Raw genomic sequence first — 17261 nt, 5'->3', positions numbered from 1 at the left:
TCGATAGGGCCAGTGCAGCACCCCCAGCGACGAGGGAGGCAAGCAGTGACGGACAGCAGCGCACGCGCCAAGGTGCTCGTCGTCGGTATGGACGGGCTCCGCCACGACCGGTTGATCCGATCCCACGCCACCGCACCCGTGCTGCACGGCCTGATGGGCACCGGCGCCCACGGCACCAGCATGCTGCCCTACGGCCGGGCCGAGGACGGGCCGTCGGCCGGCACGGCCTACACGGACTCCGGGCCCGGCTGGTCCAGCGTGCTGACCGGGGTGTGGCCCGAGCGGCACGGAGTGACCGGCAACGACTTCCTCGGTGCCGACTACACCCGCTACCCCGACTTCCTCAGCCGCGCCGCCACCGCCCGGCCCGGTCTGCGCACCGCGGCCGTGGTGTCCTGGCCGGAACTGGTCGACCGCGGCGTCCTCGGCCCCGCCATTGGCCGGCGAGTGCGCTACGACGGCGAGTCCGACGGCTACGAATCCACCGACCGCCTCGTCGCCGACACCGCCGCGCGCTGGCTCACCGAGGACGACCCGGACGTCGTGTTCGTGTACTTCGGCGCCACCGACGAGGCCGGTCATGCCACCGGCCCCCTCTCCCCCGCCTACGACCGGGCCCTGCTCGCCCAGGACGCCCACCTGGGGCGGCTCCTGGAGGCGATCGACGCGCGGCGCGCCGACGAGCACTGGACCGTGCTGGTCACCACGGACCACGGTCACCTCGACACCGGCGGCCACGGCGGCGACACGCATGCCGAACGGGAGGTCTTCGTCATCCTCGCCGAGCCCGGCATGCCCGGAGGCACCGGGCTCGACACGCCCCGCCTCGTCGACATCGCCCCCACCGTCCTGGACCGTCTCGGCATCCCTGTCGACCCCGCCTGGGGCCTGCCGGGCCGTGCCCTGCCCCCGCCCACCCCACCGACTTCGGAATGGCCATGACCGACGCACTCCCCGATCCCCTGATCGCCCTGCGCCCCTGGGAAGCACCCGAGGTGACCTCCTGGCGGCGGCTTGCGATGAACGCCGTCGACCGGCGGCCCGGGGCCGTTTCACTGGACGGCGACTGGCGTTTCCAGCTGCTGCCCGCGCCGGACGCCCCGGTGGGCGAGGACTGGTCGGCGGTGTACGTCCCCGGTGTCTGGACCATGCAGGGCACGGACGATCTGCCGCGGTACCTCAACGTCCGTATGCCGTTCGGCGAGTTCCCGCCGGACGCGCCCGCCGCCAACCCGACGGGCGTGTACGAGCGCGCGGTCGACGTGCCGGCCGAGTGGGCCGGGCGGCGGATCGTGCTCCAGGTCGGGGCGGCGGAGAGCGTGCTGCTGGTGCACGTGGACGGACGGCCGGTCGGGATCTCCAAGGACTCCCACCTGGCCGCCGAGTTCGATCTGACGGACGTGCTGCGCCCCGGGGAGCGGGCCGCCCTCCGCCTGACCGTCGTGAAGTGGTCGGACGCCTCGCACATCGAGGACCAGGACCAGTGGTGGCACGGCGGGATCACCCGCTCGGTGCTGCTGTACGCGAGGGACCCGCTGCATCTGGCGGACGTGACCGTACGGGCCCGGCGGGACGGCGACCTGCGCGTGGACTGCCTCGTGCGGCACTCGGACGGGGCCCTGCCCGAGGGCTGGTACGTCAGCGGGGAGCTGGACGGGCAGCTGCTCACGCAGGACACGGAGTTCGACCGGGCCAACGCCGAGGACGAGCGCGTCTCCGGCTTCCTCGGCGAGGCCCGGCTGCGGGCCGCCGTGGCGGACGTGCGCACCTGGAACGCCGAGACACCCGAGCTGTACGGCCTGACCGTCCGCCTCCACCGGGCCGACGGCACGGTCGCCGACACCTCCCGGCACCGGATCGGCTTCCGTGACGTCGAGATCACCGGCCGGGACCTGCTGGTCAACGGCGAGCGAGTGTTCATCCGGGGCGTCAACCGGCACGACTTCCATCCGCTGACGGGACGCACGGTGTCGTACGACGACATGCGCGCGGACCTCGTCCTGCTGAAGCGGTTCGGCTTCAACGCGATCCGCACCGCGCACTACCCGAACGACCCGGCCCTGTACGACCTGGCCGACGAGCTCGGCTTCTACGTCGTGGACGAGGCCGACATCGAGGCGCACGACCACGCGCACGAGATCGCCGACGACCCGCGCTATCTGGGCGCCTTCGTCGACCGGGTCGCGCGGATGGTGCTGCGGGACAAGAACCACCCGTCCGTCATCATCTGGTCGCTGGGCAACGAGTCCGACTACGGCGCGAACCACGACGCGGCCGCGGGCTGGGTGCGCCGGCACGACCCGACCCGGCCGGTGCAGTACGAGGGCGCGGCCAAGCGCGGCTGGGCCGACCCGGACCTGGCCTCCGACATCGCCTGCCCGATGTACGCGCCGCTCCAGGAATGCCTGGCGCACGCCATGTCCGGGCGGCAGACCAAGCCGCTCATCCAGTGCGAGTACTCGCACGCCATGGGCAACAGCAACGGCACGCTCGCGGACCATTGGGAGGCCATCGAGGCCACCCCGGGACTTCAGGGCGGGTTCATCTGGGAGTTCTGGGACCACGGCATCCTCCAGCGTGTGAACGACGGCAGACCGGCCGGGCGTGGGGGCGCCGGGCTCCATGACAACGGTGTCGCCGCGCCCGGCCATCGCTGGGCGTACGGCGGCGACTTCGGGGAGACCGACCACGACGGCGCCTTCATCGCCGACGGGGTCGTCTTCCCCGACCGCACCCCCAAGCCCGTGATGTTCGAGCACCGGGAGATCGCCGCGCCGCTGCGCATCGAGTGCTTCCGGCACGAGGGCGTCGTCCTGGGCAACCACCAGCACTTCCGGGGGCTGGACTGGCTGTCCGGCGAGTGGGAGCTGTCCCTCGCCGACGGCGGCACCCTGACCGCCCCCGCCGAGCTGCCCGGTCTGCGGCCGGGCGAGACGGCCGCCGTACCGCTGCCGTTCGAGCTGCCGGAGGACGGCGGCGAGGCGTGGCTGACACTGCGGGTCACGACGGCCCGGGACGAGCCGTGGGCGCCGCGCGGCACGGTGGTGTGCCTGCCGCAGGCACGGCTGCGGCACGCGTCCCCGGTGCGGCACGTCCCCGTCACGCACCGCCCCGTGGAGGTCGGCGAGGACGGGCTGCTGGTCCATCCGCTGCTGACGGCAGGGCCCACGCTGTCGCTGTGGCGGGCGCCCACCGACAACGACGAACTGGGCGGCATGGCGGCCCGCTGGCGGGACTGGGGACTCGACGCGCCCACCCGCGAGGTCGTCGCCGTACGGCGTGACCCGGGACGGGTGGCGGTGGTCTGCGACTACCTCTGCCCGGGCGGGACCGTCCGGCACGAGCAGGTGTTCACGGCGGTCGAGGGCGGGCTGCTGGTGGAGGAGTGCGCCGAGCTGCCCGAGGAGCTGGACGACGTGGCCCGGGTCGGGTCGGTCTTCGAGACGGCGTCCGGGCTGAACCTGCTGGAGTGGTTCGGGCAGGGCCCCTGGGAGTCGTATCCGGACCGGGGAACGGGCGCGCCCGTCGGCCACCACTCGCTGCCGGTGGACGAGTTGTTCACCCCGTACCTGCGGCCCCAGGAGAGCGGCGGGCGGCACGGCGTACGGCGGTTCACGCTGTCCGCGCCGGACGCGACCGGGCTCGCCGTGCGGCTGGATCGGCCACACCAGGTCTGTGTGACCCGCCATCGTGCGGCCGACCTCGCCTCGGCCGCGCACCATGACGAACTGGTGCCGCGGGCCGGGTGCGTGGTGCACATCGACGCGGCGCACCGCGGGCTGGGCACGGCGTCGTGCGGGCCCGACACCTTCGCCTCCTACCTCGTCGTGTCCGGTGTCCATCGCTGGAGCTGGACGCTGCGCGTTCTCTGAGTTCTCCCCTCCCCGTCCCCTTCTCCGAGCATCCCTCCCCGTCACCCTTCTCCGAGCCTCCCGCCCCGTCACCCTTCATGGAGCACCCGTGTGCGTTTCGCATGACCACCCCCTGGGTGAGGCACCCCAGGCCGATGCCGGAAGACGCGGTTTCCTGCGCGCCACCGCACTGCTCGGCGCCACCGCCACGGCGGTGGCCGCGCTGCCGGCCGTCACCGCCCGGGCGGCGCCGGCGAGTTGGCGACCCGACCCGCGCAGCCGCCGCTTCACGCTCGCCGTGATGCCGGACACCCAGTACCTCTTCGACGGGCCGAGCATCGACAAGGCGCCGGTCGAGGCGTCGCTGCGCTATCTGCTGGAGCAGGGCGGGGAGGAGAACCTCGTCTTCCTGTCCCACCTGGGGGACCTCACGCAGAACGGCGCGAAGGAGGAGTTCGCGGCGATCGGCGAGGCGTTCGCGCTGCTGGACCGGCGGGGCGTCGGCTACAGCGTCCTGGCCGGCAACCACGACGTGAAGTCGTCGACGACCGACCAGCGCGGTGCGACGCCGTATCTGGACGCCTTCGGGCCGAAGCGGTTCAAGGGGCAGCGGACGTTCGGCGGTGCCTCCCCGGACGGCTACAACACCTTCCACCTGTTCACCGCGGGCGGCCGGGAGTGGATGGTGCTCGCGCTGGACTGGCGGCTGTCGCCGCAGGGATACGCGTGGGCGAAGGAGGTCATGGCGCGGCATCCGAAGACGCCCGTGATCCTCACGACGCACGAACTGGTCGTCGAGGACGACTCGTTGTCCGACTACGGCCAGCAGCTCTGGGACCAGCTGGTCGAGGACCACGACCAGATCTTCCTCACCCTCAACGGGCACTACTGGCCCGCCGCCCGCGCGACCCGGAAGAACGCGGCCGGGCACGATGTCCACCTGCATCTGACGAACTACCAGAACCGCTACTTCGGCGGGGCGGCGATGATCCGCCTCTACCGGTTCGACCTGGACCGGAACGTCATCGACGTGGAGACGGTCTCCCCGTGGATCCTGGGGCGGGCCAAGAAGGGGCTCAACGAGCTGGAGCGGCAGGAGATGGAGCTGAGCGGCGACGCCGACCGGTTCTCCGTCGAGATCGACTTCCAGGAGCGCTTCTCCGGCTTCGCGCCCGTGCCCGCCCGTCCGGCGCGCCCCGTCTCGAAGGTACTGGTCCCGGGCACGATGGCGTACTGGCGCTTCGAGAAGCCCGTTGACAGGACGGCCGGCACGGCCGGAACCGTCCGGGACCTGTCCGGGCGCGGCAACGATCTCGCGGTCGTCACGGTGGGCGGCGGCGCCCTGGACTGGTCGGCTGACCACCACCCCGACCAGCCGGGCCACGGCAGCCTGGAGTTCCAGGGCTTCAAGTCCCCGCTGAAGGGCGCCTACCTGCGCACGGTCGACGGCGCCCCGCTCAACTCGGCCACGTTCGAGGACGGCTACACCATCGAGGCGTTCTACCGGCTGCCCGCCGACTGGGACCCGGACCACCACGCCTGGTCGGGCCTGGTCGGGCGCACGGGCACGGGCGGCGCCGCCGGGAAGACCGCCGACGACCCGGACGAACCGCTGGCCACGCTGTCCCTGTCCAACGACCGCGAACCGCAGTGGGCGATGCGCCCGCTCAACCAGCAGGGCATCGCCACCAACTGGGGCCAGGAGACCCCGCTGGAGACCTGGTGGCACCTCGCGGTCGTCAACGACGGCAGGCACACCACGATGTACGTCGAGGGCTGCCCGGTGCTCCGCAACCCCAAGGCGTCCTCCATCGGCATCACCTCCGTCGGACTGCCGTGGCTGCTCGGCGGCTATGAGTACGGCGGCGAGATCGACCAGATCTTCCACGGCCGGCTCGGTGACGTCCGGATCGTCGCGCGGGCGCTGCCCGTCACCTCCTTCATGAACCACTGACCTCCCAGGGAACCCTCATGACAGAGCAGCAACTGCCCGCGTGGGCCGACCCGTCCGTCTCCCCCGACGCCCTCGACCCCCAGGGCGTCTCCCGCCGCGGGCTCCTGCGCCGCGCGGGCCTGTTCGGCGCCGCGTTCGCCCTGGGCTCGGCGGCGACCCCGGCCTTGGCCGCCGACGGCGGCGACACACTGCTGGGCGGCGAGGACCCCCGCCTCGCCTACCTCGTCGGCGACCACCACATCCACTCCGTCTACAGCCACGACGCCAAGTACACGTTCTCCCAGCTGGCCGCCGCGGGCGCGAAGTACGGCCTGGACTGGATGGTGTTCACCGAGCACTCCAACTTCGGTCACGCCGACTTCGGGGCCACGCTGGAGCACCGGGAGATCCTCGAGGCGCGCGCCGAGAACCCGCGTCAGCTGATCTTCCAGGGCCTGGAGTGGTACATCCCGGCGGCCGAGCACTGCACGGTGTTCACCGCTCCCGGACCGCACGAGGTTGACCTGCTGACCCGGTTCGAGCGCGCCTACGACGGCAAACTGCTCGGCTACGACAAGGGCGGCCCCGCCGACGCGGACACCGCCCGCAACGAGGCGCACGCCGTCAAGGCGCTCAAGTGGCTCGCAGAGCAGCGCCGTTCGGGCTACGTCGACGACGTGCTGGTCCTCGCCAACCACCCGCTGCGCCTGGGCATCGACTCCCCGCACGAGATGCGCAACTGGCGGGACGCGGCGCCCGGGATCGTGATCGGCATGGAGGGCGCGCCGGGCGCCCAGGGCGCTGCCATCCCCGGCTGGCGCGGGGCGACCTCGATCCGCGGCGAGTACGAGAACAAGCCGTCCGCGCAGTCCTGGCCGGGCTACCCGGCGGACGCCTACCTGACGTACGGCGGCTTCGACTGGGCGACCGCCACCGTCGGCGGCCTGTGGGACTCGATGCTCGCCGAGGGCCGGCTGTTCTCGGTCACCACCAACTCCGACGCCCACCGGATCGTCTTCGACACCTGGAAGAACGGCGACTGGCAGCCGGGCCAGACCTTCGACAGCACCGGGAAGCTGCCCGACCCGGTGAACACGGACACCCCGCAGCCGGGCAGCGACTTCTGGCCCGGGCAGTTCAGCCGTACCCACGTGGGCGTGACCCGCTACGGCTACCGCGCGGTCATGGCGGGCCTGCGCGCGGGCCGGGTCTGGCTCGACCACGGGCATCTGCTCGACGGGCTCGACGTGCGGCTGAAGCGGGACCTCGACCGGGGCCGGGGGGTGACGCTCGGCGGCCGGCTGCGGGTCCGCAAGGGCGAGAAGCTCACCCTGGACGTCACCGTGACGACCGCCTCACGGCCCAACCCGCAGGGCATCCTGCCCGAGTTGGCGCACGTGGACGTCATCCGCGGCGCGGTGCGCGGCCCGGTCGCCGACCGCGACACCTGGCAGGCCCCCGACACGCGCGTCGTCCGCTCGCAGGACGTCTCCGGCCGCACGGGCACCTACACCCTGCGCGTTCCGCTGACCGCGGGCGAGGAGTCCTTCTACGTCCGGCTGCGCGGCAGCGACGGCAACCGCAACGGCACCGGCTACCTCGGCGCCTCGGTCGATCCGCACGGGCCCGTTCCGCACGCGCCCGGGGACGGTGACCCGTGGGCCGATACGTGGTTCTATTCGAACCCGGTATTCGTCGACGTGGAAGGTGCCTGACCTGATGAGACGTCAACTGCTCGCCGCGACCGCGTTATTAGGCGCCTTCACGCTGGGCGCCGGCACGGCCTCGGCCGCCGGTGCCCCGCAGTGGACCCAGACCGGCACGGCGTACACCGACACCCTCGGCGGCGGGCAGGGCCTGGCCAGCCGCGCGGACGGCTCCCTGCTGTACCGCGGGCTGGCCTCCATCCCGCTGGACCTGCGGGTCAAGGGCTGGAACCACATAGGCGACCCGGACATCGCGCGCGGGCATGTCTTCGACGCCTACCAGGGCGCGGACACGGCCACGTCCAAGATGTTCGCGGTCACCACCCCGGCCGGGAAGCGCTACGAGTACGTCCACCCGCTGAACCCGGGCGAGAAGCTGAACAACTCCTTCGCGACCGTCTCGCCCGACGACCGGTGGCTGGTGTCGGGCGAGTGGGGCACGCAGAACCGGCTCCAGGTCTTCCCGGCGCCCCTGCTGAACCCCTCCACGCCGGCCACCGGCGGCGAGCTGAGGGAGGCCGGGCAGATCACCCTGGACAAGCCCGTGCGCGACATCCAGGGCTGCGACTTCGTCACCGGCACCCGCCTGCTGTGCGCCTCGAACGACGCCTCGGGCACCCTCTTCCCGGAGATCCGGCCGCTGCTCCAGGTCGACCTGCCCCGCGAGCTGGACGGGCAGCCGGTCACCGGCACGGTGACCAGTCTCTTCGCGCTGCCGCAGCGCAGCGTGTGCACGGGCGCCTTCGAGACGGAGGGCGTCGACTACGACGCGAACAGCGGCACCCTGAGGACGCAGATGATCCCGCCGGGCGTGTGCGCGGTGACGACGGCCGTCCACGCGTACCAGCAGGTCACCGACTGATCGGGCGGAGGTACGGTGGGCCGCGTGACCGGTGAAGAGTCGCTGCGGCCCCAGTCCCTCATGCTGACGTTCCTGGGCGACCAGGTGCTCGGGCGCGACGTGTGCGTGTACTCGGGCAGCGTCATCGAGGTGTTCGCCCGCGCCGGTATCGGCGAGCAGGCGACCCGTTCGACGCTGACCCGCATGGTCAACCGTGACCTGCTGCGCCGCCAGCGCGAGGGCCGCCGGATGTACTTCGGGCTGACCGAGCGTTCGGAGGCCGTGCTGCGCGACGGCGAGCGGCGCATCTGGCAGACCGGTGCCGTCAACCGGCAGTGGGACGGCACCTGGACCCTGCTCGGCTTCTCCCTGCCCGAGTCCTGGCAGCGCCAGCGCCACGACCTGCGCTCCCAGCTGACCTGGAGCGGCTTCGGCCCGCTGTTCAACGGCCTGTGGATCGCGCCGGGCGAGGTCGACGTGTCGGCGCTGGTGGCCGAGCTCGGCCTGTCCGCCCATGTGAAGGTCTTCCGCGCGCACGCCGACGCCGGGATGGACATCGGCCAGATGATCGAGGAAACGTGGGAGCTGTCCGACCTGGCCGGGCGCTACGAGGCATTCGTTCGGCGCTGGCAGCCGTGGGAGGACGAGCTGCCGCATCCCGACGACGGGCTCGTGCTGCGGCTGCGGCTGGCGACCGAGTGGCTGCGGATCGTCCGGCGCGATCCGCGCCTGCCCGTCAAGCACCTGCCGGACGACTGGCCGGCGGAACAGGCCGAGAAGACGTTCCGGGCGGTGCACGACCGGCTCTCACCGCTCGCGCGTGACGCCTCGGAACGCCTGCTCGACCTGGTGCCCGCGCGGCCTCAGGCCTAAGGGGTGTCAGGCGTAGAACCGCGACAGGCTCTGGAGCACCGCGGCCGGTTTGGCACCGCCCTCGATCTCGATGGCGCCGTCGACGGTGATCTGCACGCCGCCCGGCACCTCCTCGACCTCGGCGAGCTTCGCCGTCAGCCGGATGCGGGAGCCGACCTTCACCGGGGAGGGGAAACGCACCTTGTTGAGCCCGTAGTTGACCTTCGTCGTCACGCCCTGGACGTCCAGGAGCTCGGTGAACAGCGGGATGAAGAGGGAGAGCGTGAGGTAGCCGTGCGCGATGGGGGCGCCGAAGGGGCCCTCCTTGGCCTTCTCGGGGTCGACGTGGATCCACTGGTGGTCCCCGGTCGCGTCGGCGAAGGTGTCGATCCGCTCCTGCGTGACCTCGATCCACTCACTGGTGCCGAGGTCGCTGCCCGCGAGCTTCTTCAGTTCGTCGAGGCCGTTGACGGTGATGCTCATGGAGCCGTCCTTCACTGGGAGTCGGTGCCGTAGCGCTTGCGCACACGGGACTTGAGGAGCTTTCCGGAGGCGGTGCGGGGCAGTTCGTCCGCCACCACGACCGACTTCGGGATCTTGTACTTGGCGAGGCGGCCGGCGAGCGACGCGAGCACCTCGTCCGGGTCGAGTGCGGCGCCCTCACGGGGCACGACGACCGCGCGGGGCACCTCGCCCCACTTGTCGTCCGGCACCCCGATCACCGCGCACTCGACGATGTCCGGGTGGGCGAGGAGCTGGTCCTCGATCTCGGCGGGGTAGATGTTCTCGCCGCCGGAGATGATCATGTCCTTGAGGCGGTCGACGATGTGGACGTAGCCGTCCTCGTCGATCTGGGCGGCGTCGCCGCTGCGGAACCAGCCGTCCGCGAACGACGCGGCCGTCTCCTCGGGCAGCCCCCAGTAGCCGGGCATGACGTGCGGGCCGCGCACCACGACCTCGCCCACCTCGCCGACGTCGACCGGCGCGAGGTCGGGTCGTACGACGCGTACGTCGCTGAAGAAGTGCGGCACGCCCGCCGACCCGGCCTTGCTGACGGCGTGCTCGGCGTCCAGGAACAGCGTGCCGGGGGCGGCCTCGGTCATGCCGTAGCCCTGGAGGAAGGTCAGGCCGCGCCGCTGGTACGCCGCGATCAGCGGGGTCGGGACCGGGGAGCCGCCGCAGGTCAGGATGCGCAGCGACGACAGGTCGGCGTCCGGCCAGCGCGGGTGCCGGGCCACCTGGTCGAACATGGTGGGCACGCCGAACATGAAGGTGATCCGGTGCCGTTCGATCAGGTCGAAGGTGGCGTCCGGGTCGAAGGCCTCGACCAGGACGCAGGTGCCGCCCTTCAGCAGGACCGGGAGCGTCAGCATGTTCAGCCCTGCGGTGTGGAACAGCGGGGCGGAGACCAGGGCGCGTTCGTCGGCGATCAGGTCGTGGTCGACGAGGACGTTGATCGCGTTCCAGGTGAGGTTGCCGTGGGTGAGCATCGCGCCCTTGGGGCGGCCGGTCGTCCCCGAGGTGTACATGATGATGCAGGTGTCGTCCGGGGCGACCGGCGTGTCGATGGGCTCCCGGGACGCCGAGGCCAGCGCCTCCTCGTACTCGGCGCCCACTTCGACGTACGTACGGACGTCCGTGCTGCCCGGCAGTCCCGCGACCAGACCGGCGTGCGAGGGGCCGTAGACGAGGGCCTTGGCTCCGGAGTCGGCGAGCTGGTAGGCGATCTCGGGGCCGGCCAGCCGGATGTTGAGGGGGACGAAGACCGCGCCGAGGGTGCCGGCCGCGAACATGGTCTCCAGGTAGGCGGGGTGGTTCGGGCCGAGGTAGGCGACGCGGTCGCCGCGGCGGACGCCCCTCTCGCGCAGGGCGTGCGCGAGCCGGGTGGTGCGGTCGTACAGGCCGGCGTAGGTGCGGGTGGTGTCGCCGTGGATCAGGGCGGTGCGGTGCGGGGTCTTGCGGGCCCGGCGTGCGGGCCACGACCCCAGTCCCTCGTTGCGCATGTCACGCCCCTTACGGTTTCGTCAGCCCGAGCAGGCGGGCGGCGTTCTCCTTGAGGATCTTCGGCCGGACCTCTTCCTTGATCGTCAGCTTGTCGAAGTCGGCGAGCCAGCGGTCGGGGGTGAGGACGGGGAAGTCGGAGCCGAAGAGGACCTTGTCCTTCAGCAGCGTGTTCGCGTACTGCACGAGCTGCGGCGGGAAGTACTTCGGCGACCAGCCGGACAGGTCGATGTGCACGCCCGGCTTGTGCGTGGCGACGGCCAGGGCCTCGTCCTGCCAGGGGAACGACGGGTGCGCCAGGATGATCTTCAGGTGCGGGAAGTCGGCTGCGACGTCGTCGACGTGCAGCGGATTGGAGTACTTGAGCCTGATGCCGCCCCCGCCGGGCACGCCGGCCCCGATGCCGGTCTGGCCGGTGTGGAACAGGGCGATCGTGCCGGTCTCCTCGATCACCTCGTACAGGTCGTAGGCCACCGACCGGTCGTTGGGGAAGAAGCCCTGGATGCTGGGGTGGAACTTGAAGCCCTTCACCCCGTACTCCTCGACCAGGCGCCGGGCCTGCTTCACCCCCGCCTTCCCGCGGAAGGGGTCGATGGAGGCGAAGGGGATGAGGACGTCGGCGTTGGCGGCGGCGGCCTCGGCGACCTCCTCGTTGGGGACGGGCGCCGTGCCGGTGGCGGACTCGGCGTCGACCGTGAAGATCACGGCGGCCATCTTCCGCTCGCGGTAGTACGCGGCGGTCTCCTCCAGGGTCGGCTTCCGCTTGCCCTCGACCTTGAAGTAGGCCGAGGAGGCGTCGTGCAGGTCGTCGTCCAGGGAGGAGTGGCCCTTGGAGGAGACCTCCGCATGGGTGTGGACGTCGATCGCGACGAGGTCGTTCAGGTCCATCACGCCTCCGGGAACTTCGGCGCCGGGATGCCGACCGACTGGGGTTCGGCACCGACCGAGGTGGGCCAGGCGTCCGCCAGCGCGCCGGGGGTCCAGCCGCCGTCGGCGTACGCCGCCCTGATCTCCTGCGGGTGCGACCAGAGTGCCACCTTGTCGCCGCCGATGCCGATGCACTGACCGGTCACGCCGCGCGCGGCCTCGGAGGCCAGGAACGGGACGAGGGCGGCACAGTCCTCGGGGGTGCCGAAGCCCTCGCCCTTGCGCAGGAAGTCCGGCAGCGGCTCGCCGTTCCTCATCGCCTCGATGTACGGGGTGAACGCCGGGATCGTCTCGGTCATCGCGGTCGCGGCGACCGGCACGATCGCGTTGACGGTGATGTTCGCGCGGCCCAGCTCCATGGACCAGGTGCGGGCCATCGCCGCGATGCCGGCCTTGGCGGCGGCGTAGTTCGTCTGGCCGAAGTTGCCGCGCTGGCCGGCCGGGGAGCCGACCAGGATCAGCGAGCCGCCCTCGCCCTGCTCGCGCATCCGGACGGCGGCGGCGCGGGCGCAGGTGAAGGTGCCCTTGAGATGGGTGGTGATCACCGCGTCGAAGTCGTCGTCGGTCATCTTCCACAGCACCTTGTCGCGGAGGATGCCGGCGTTGGTGACGAGGACGTCCAGCCGGCCGAACTCCTCGACCGCGCGGGCGACCAGCCGGTCCGCCGCCTCGGCCGTACCGACCGGGACCACCTCCGCCACAGCCTTGCCGCCCGCCTCGGTGATGGACTTCACGGCCGCCTCGGCCACCGCCTCGTCGACGTCGTTGACGACCACGGAGGCGCCGTGGGCGGCCAGGGCGTGGGCGTAGGCGAGGCCGAGGCCCCGGCCGCTTCCGGTGACGACGGCGGCCTTGCCGGTGAGATCGATGGTGGGCACGGGTGAGTCCCTTCGCATGGGGTGCGGTTACGAGTCGCTTGAGGGTGCGGCTACGAGTCGCTCGGGGATGCGGCTACGAGATCGAAGCTAAGAGCAATAATTGTTGACGTCAATAGTTGTTGATGACCCAGGGGTGCGAGATGCTGGAATCCTCAGTAAGCACCGAGCACAGGGAGCCCGTCATCACACGCCAGAACGTCCCCCCGAAGCCCATCGACGCCCAGGAGCCGTGGATGCGCGGGCTGCACGCCGACACGGGCTACCTGCTGTACCGCCTGGGCCTGCGCTCGGGACAGCTCTTCAACGCCTGCCTCCAGGAGTCGGGCCTGCGCCTGCGCCACTACGCGGTGCTGCGCTTCCTCGCCACCTCGGAGGGCGCCCTCCAGCGCGAGCTGAGCACCCGGCTCGGCTACGACCCGAGCGCGATCGTCGGCCTGGTCGACGACCTGGAGAAGCAGGGCTTCGCCGAGCGCCGCCCCTCCCCCGACGACCGCCGCAGCCGGATCGTCGTGCTGACCGAGAAGGGCCGCGCGTTCCTCCGCGACACCGACGAGGCCGGCCAGCGGGTGACGAACGAGCTCCTGGGCCCGCTGGACCCGGCCGACCGGGAGGCGCTGCACGGGCTGCTGCTGCGGATCGCCGAGGACGGACTGAACTGATGTTGTGCAAATGATTGACGGCTGCACGATGGATGCATAACTTCATCGGCCAACCGAGACCCGTCCCCAGGGAGCTCCCGTGCAGCCATCCCCTTCTGCCGCTCAACCTGCCTCCGATTCGCGGCAGTTGCGCCGCGTGGCCGTCTCCGGCCTGCTCGGCACGGCCGTCGAGTTCTACGACTTCCTCGTCTACGGAACGGTCGCCGCGCTCGTCTTCGGCGAGCTGTTCTTCCCCCGGGCCGACCCGGCGGTCGGCACCATCGCGGCGTTCGGCACCTTCGCCGCCGGCTATCTCGCCCGCCCGCTCGGCGGCATCCTCTTCGGCCACTTCGGCGACCGGATCGGCCGCAAGTCGATGATGCTGCTGACCATGGTCCTGATGGGCTGCGGCAGCTTCCTCATCGGTCTGCTGCCGACGTACGACACGATCGGCGTCTGGGCCCCGATCCTGCTGGTCGCCCTGCGCGTGGTGCAGGGCATCGCGATCGGCGGCGAGTGGGGCGGCGCGATGCTCATGGTCGTCGAGCACGCCGAGCACACGCAGGGTTCCCGGCGCGGCCTGTGGTCCAGCTTCACCCAGCTCGGCGCCCCGCTCGGTTCCGTGCTGTCGGCCGGGGTGGTCACCATCGTCGCCGGCCTGCCCGACGACGAGTTCCGCTCCTGGGGCTGGCGGGTGCCCTTCCTGCTGAGCATCGTGCTGCTGGCCGTCGGGCTGTTCGTGCGCCTCAAGGTCGCCGAGAGCCCGCTGTTCGCCCAGGTCAAGCGGCAACCGGTGGACAAGCCGCCGATCGTCGAGGTGCTGCGCCGTCCGAAGCCCGTACTGCTCGCCGCGTGCGTCGGCATCGGCGCCTTCACCGCCCAGTCGCTGCTGACCAGCTTCATGATCTCCTACGCCGTCGACGAGGGGTACACCCGACCGCAGGTGCTGACCGCCGTGACCGTCGCTTCCTGCGTGGCCCTCGTCGTCCTGCCCCTCGCGTCCGCGCTGTCGGACCGGGTCGGTCGCCGGCCCGTCGTGCTCGCCGGAGCGGTCGCCTCGGCCGCGCTCGCCTTCCCCGTCCTGGCGCTGGTCGACTCCGGCTCGCCCGGACTGCTGATCCTCGCCCTCGCCCTCGGTCACGGTGTCGCCCAGTCCACGATGTACGGCCCGCTCGGCGCCCTGCTCACCGAGATGTTCGGCACCCGCGTCCGTTACACCGGCGCCTCCCTCGGCTACCAGGCGGCCACCCTGGTCGGCGCCGGGTTCTCCCCGCTCATCGCCGGCAGCCTCCTCGCCTCGTACGGCGGGGGGAGCACGCCCGTCTCGCTGCTACTGTGCGCCGGCGCGGCGATCACCGCCGTCACCGTGTGGCGACTGCGTGAGACGCACACCGACGCCCTGGACTCCCCCGCCACCACCACCCCCACCCTGGAAGGGACCCCGCGTTGAGGATCCGCCTCGCTTTACTGACCGCCTGCCTGTCCGTGGCGACCGCGCTGCCGGCGCAGGCCGCCCCCACGGACACGCACCTGGAGGGCCGGCTCCCCTCCGGCGCCGCGTACGTGATGGACGTCCCCGCGTCCTGGAACGGCACGGTGCTGCTGTACAGCCACGGCTACTCCCCGGCCGGAGCCCCCAACCCGGCCCAGAACACCCCGGGTGCGGCCGCCCGGGACAAGCTGCTGGCCGAGGGCTACGCCCTGATCGGCTCCTCGTACGCGACGAACGGCTGGGCCGTCACCGAGGCGGTACCCGACCAGCTCGCCACGCTGGACCTGTTCACCGGGAAGTTCGGGGCGGCGCGGCGGACGCTCGCCTGGGGCACCTCGTACGGCGGCTTCGTCACCACCATGCTCGCCGAACGCCACGCCGGCCGGTTCGACGGCTCGCTGTCGATGTGCGGGCTGGTGCAGGGCGGCGTCGCCAACTGGAACAGCACCCTGGACCCGGTGTTCGCGCTGCGCACGCTCCTCACGCCCGACTCCGGGATCCGGCTCGCGGGCTTCACCGGCCAGGCGGAGGCGGTCGCCGCCGGGAAGGCGCTCACCACGAAGGTCGACGCCGCGCAGCGGACCCCGGAGGGCCGGGCCCGGATAGCCCTCGCCGCCGCCCTGCACGGCATCCCCGGCTACAACGACGCCTCGCAGACCGAACCGGGCCCCACGGACTGGGAAACCCAGCAGGTCAACCAGTACACCGCCGTCCGGGGCCTGCTCCAGATGCCCGCGTTCAGCTGGCGGCAGGAGGCCGAGAGCCGGGCGGGCGGCAACCCGTCGTGGAACACCGGTGTCGACTACACCGCCATGCTCGCCCGCTCCCCGCTGTACAAAGAGGTGAAGGAGCTCTACAAGGAGGCGGGACTGTCCTTGCGTACCGACCTCTCGGCCCTGGGCCGGGCGCCCCGGGTGTCCGCCGATCCGCCGGCCGTACGGTGGATGCGGAACACCAGCGTGCTCTCGGGCCGGCTCGCCGACCCGCAGCTGAACATCCACACGACCGGTGACGCGCTGATACCGGTGCAGGCGGAGAGCGCCTACCGGCGGGCGGCAGGCGCGGCCGGCTCCGCACCGCTGTTCCGCCAGGCCTACGTCGACGCCCCCGGCCACTGCACGTTCACCCCCGGCGAGACGCTGGCCGCCCTGCGCACCCTGGAGAACCGCCTGGACACAGGCCGCTGGGACACCTCACCCGCCGCGCTCAACGCCCGTGCGACAGCGGCCGAACCGACGGCCGAGCCCCGCTACGTCCCGTACCGGCCGGCCGCCTACCCCCGCCCCTACGACCTCGCCCACCCGGGAGACACCCGGCCATGACCGCTCTGCCCCGAGCCCTCGGCTCCACCGGCACGGGGGGCTCCCCCACCGCGACCGACCGGTTGCTGTCCGTCCTCGCGGCCTTCGACCACGAGCACCCGGCCCTGTGCCTGACGGACATCAGCCGGCGGGCCGGGCTGAGCCTGACCACCGCGCACCGGCTGGTGGGCGCGCTCGCCGAGTGGGGAGCCCTGGAACGGGACGAGTCCGGCGTCTACCACGTCGGGCTCCGGCTGTGGGAGATCGCCGCACTGGCGCCGCGCGGCCTCGCCCTGCGGCAGATCGCGCTGCCGTACCTGGAGGACCTGTACGAGGCGACGCACGAGAACGTGCAGCTTGCGGTGCGGGACGGCTCGGACGTCGTCTACATCGAGTGGCTGTCGGGGCGCTCCGCGGTCGGCGTGCACATCCGCGTCGGCGCGCGCTGGCCACTGCACGCCACCGGCGTGGGGCTCGCCCTGCTGGCCCACGGGGACCCGGGGTTCCGGGAGGCGTACTGCGCGGGCGAACTCGCCTCCTTCACACCGCACACGATCACCGACCCGGCGCGGCTGCGGCGGGAACTCGCCGAAGTGCGCCGGACCGGCGTCGCGGTGAGCGACCGTCAGATCACGGAGGACGCCCTGTCGGTGGCCGCGCCGGTGCGCACGGCGGACGGCTCGGTGGCTGCCGCCGTGTCCATCGTGGTGCCGCACGCCGACGCCCAGGTGCCGGTGCTGGTCCCGGCGGTACGGGTGGCAGCGCGCGGCATCTCACGGGCCCTGGGGTGGCTGCCGGAGCGAGCGTGAGGCGGCGGGTTCAGCAGGTGCCCGGCATCCGG

Annotated in this window: 14 protein-coding genes; 10 read left to right on the top strand and 4 right to left on the bottom strand. The window is 72.0% G+C overall.

Going from position 1 to position 17261, the window contains the following annotated elements; all coding sequences use genetic code 11:
- Positions 1 to 45: 45 nt before the first annotated feature.
- From ABFX81_RS04435 to ABFX81_RS04410, 6 genes are all read left to right on the top strand, one after another.
- Positions 46 to 942 (top strand): alkaline phosphatase family protein, encoded by an 897-nt coding sequence (locus ABFX81_RS04435; protein ID WP_346137639.1) that lies wholly within the window; start codon positions 46 to 48, stop codon positions 940 to 942.
- The gene (locus tag ABFX81_RS04430) at positions 939 to 3872 is read left to right on the top strand and encodes a glycoside hydrolase family 2 TIM barrel-domain containing protein (protein WP_346137638.1); all 2934 of its coding nucleotides are present in this window, start codon (positions 939 to 941) and stop codon (positions 3870 to 3872) included. The genes ABFX81_RS04435 and ABFX81_RS04430 overlap by 4 nt, the downstream gene beginning before the upstream one ends.
- An 88-nt stretch (positions 3873 to 3960) precedes the next feature.
- Positions 3961 to 5805, top strand: coding sequence for a LamG-like jellyroll fold domain-containing protein (locus tag ABFX81_RS04425; protein WP_086854656.1), 1845 nt, complete (start codon positions 3961 to 3963; stop codon positions 5803 to 5805).
- Positions 5806 to 5822: 17 nt separating this feature from the next.
- Positions 5823 to 7499 carry a PHP domain-containing protein gene (locus ABFX81_RS04420; RefSeq protein ID WP_086854655.1) on the top strand — a complete coding sequence of 559 codons (1677 nt, stop codon included), beginning with the start codon at positions 5823 to 5825 and terminating at the stop codon, positions 7497 to 7499.
- Between the two features lie 4 nt (positions 7500 to 7503).
- Positions 7504 to 8352, top strand: coding sequence for a hypothetical protein (locus ABFX81_RS04415; RefSeq protein WP_086854654.1), 849 nt, complete (start codon positions 7504 to 7506; stop codon positions 8350 to 8352).
- A gap of 24 nt (positions 8353 to 8376) precedes the next feature.
- Complete coding sequence (locus ABFX81_RS04410; RefSeq protein ID WP_086854658.1) at positions 8377 to 9204, top strand: PaaX family transcriptional regulator C-terminal domain-containing protein; 828 nt, start codon at positions 8377 to 8379, stop codon at positions 9202 to 9204.
- Positions 9205 to 9210: 6 nt separating this feature from the next.
- Here ABFX81_RS04410 and ABFX81_RS04405 read toward each other — a convergent pair whose 3' ends face one another.
- From ABFX81_RS04405 to ABFX81_RS04390, 4 genes are read right to left on the bottom strand one after another with little or no spacing between them, the layout of a single operon-like run.
- Positions 9211 to 9666 (bottom strand): MaoC family dehydratase, encoded by a 456-nt coding sequence (locus tag ABFX81_RS04405; protein ID WP_086854653.1) that lies wholly within the window; start codon positions 9664 to 9666, stop codon positions 9211 to 9213.
- An 11-nt stretch (positions 9667 to 9677) separates the two neighbouring features.
- On the bottom strand, positions 9678 to 11186 hold the full coding sequence (locus ABFX81_RS04400; RefSeq protein ID WP_086854652.1) for a long-chain-fatty-acid--CoA ligase: 1509 nt from the start codon (positions 11184 to 11186) through the stop codon (positions 9678 to 9680).
- A gap of 10 nt (positions 11187 to 11196) precedes the next feature.
- On the bottom strand, positions 11197 to 12072 hold the full coding sequence (locus ABFX81_RS04395; protein ID WP_086601287.1) for an amidohydrolase family protein: 876 nt from the start codon (positions 12070 to 12072) through the stop codon (positions 11197 to 11199).
- Positions 12072 to 12989: an SDR family oxidoreductase gene (locus ABFX81_RS04390; protein WP_086854651.1), complete on the bottom strand. Its 918-nt coding sequence runs from the start codon at positions 12987 to 12989 to the stop codon at positions 12072 to 12074. The genes ABFX81_RS04395 and ABFX81_RS04390 overlap by 1 nt, the downstream gene beginning before the upstream one ends.
- Before the next feature lie 233 nt (positions 12990 to 13222).
- Here ABFX81_RS04390 and ABFX81_RS04385 point away from each other — a divergent pair, with 233 nt between their 5' ends.
- The 4 genes from ABFX81_RS04385 (at position 13223) to ABFX81_RS04370 (ending at position 17229) form a co-directional block, all read left to right on the top strand.
- Positions 13223 to 13648, top strand: coding sequence for a MarR family winged helix-turn-helix transcriptional regulator (locus ABFX81_RS04385; RefSeq protein WP_086854650.1), 426 nt, complete (start codon positions 13223 to 13225; stop codon positions 13646 to 13648).
- A gap of 136 nt (positions 13649 to 13784) precedes the next feature.
- On the top strand, positions 13785 to 15077 hold the full coding sequence (locus ABFX81_RS04380; RefSeq protein WP_346137637.1) for an MFS transporter: 1293 nt from the start codon (positions 13785 to 13787) through the stop codon (positions 15075 to 15077).
- Positions 15074 to 16441 carry an alpha/beta hydrolase family protein gene (locus tag ABFX81_RS04375; protein ID WP_346137636.1) on the top strand — a complete coding sequence of 456 codons (1368 nt, stop codon included), beginning with the start codon at positions 15074 to 15076 and terminating at the stop codon, positions 16439 to 16441. Before ABFX81_RS04380 ends, ABFX81_RS04375 begins: the two co-directional genes overlap by 4 nt.
- Complete coding sequence (locus ABFX81_RS04370; protein WP_346137635.1) at positions 16438 to 17229, top strand: IclR family transcriptional regulator; 792 nt, start codon at positions 16438 to 16440, stop codon at positions 17227 to 17229. The genes ABFX81_RS04375 and ABFX81_RS04370 overlap by 4 nt, the downstream gene beginning before the upstream one ends.
- Positions 17230 to 17261: the final 32 nt, after the last annotated feature.

The organism is Streptomyces coeruleofuscus (assembly GCF_039532725.1).
GTDB classification, from domain to species: domain Bacteria; phylum Actinomycetota; class Actinomycetes; order Streptomycetales; family Streptomycetaceae; genus Streptomyces; species Streptomyces coeruleofuscus.
The sequence above is the reverse complement of the archived record's forward strand: the minus strand, read 5'-3'. Positions and strand labels throughout refer to the sequence as shown.